Here is a 512-nt window from a genome sequence, read left to right as displayed (position 1 = left end):
TGTGCGTGAAGCACTAGTACAATTGGAAGCGCAGGGTTTAGTCAGTTTCGAGCCACATAAAGGCGCGACAGTGACTGAACTGTCTCCAGATAAAATCGATGAGCTATTTGAACTGCGTGCGGTTGTGGAATGCCACATTCTGGAACGTGCGATTCAAAACATGACGGATGAAGATCTAGAACGCGCTCGTGAAGTTCGTGAACGCTTCGAAGCGGTGGTAAATAGTGGCGACGAAGTGGAAGAATGGAGTAACTATAACTACGAATTCCACAAAGCGTTATACGCACCTGCCAACATGCCAGAAACCATGGATGTGATTTACAACTTAAATACCAAATGCGATCGCTACATTCGTATGCAGTTGTTGTTCACCACTGGCATTAAAAAAGCGGAACAAGAACATTTGACCTTGTTTGAAATGTGCCAGAACAGAGATATTGATGGCGCAAAATATCTGCTGAAAAAACACATTCTAGAAGCAGGTACAACTATTCGGAACTTGCTGTTAGAAA

Annotated in this window: 1 protein-coding gene; it reads left to right on the top strand. The window is 43.6% G+C overall.

Annotated elements, in window-relative coordinates:
• Window positions 1-512 (top strand): GntR family transcriptional regulator (locus R7O13_RS31040; RefSeq protein ID WP_318305750.1); only part of this gene is annotated, 512 nt, incomplete at both ends.

Source organism: Vibrio sp. Y176, assembly GCF_033438945.1.
This window is presented reverse-complemented; position numbering and strand designations above follow the sequence as displayed.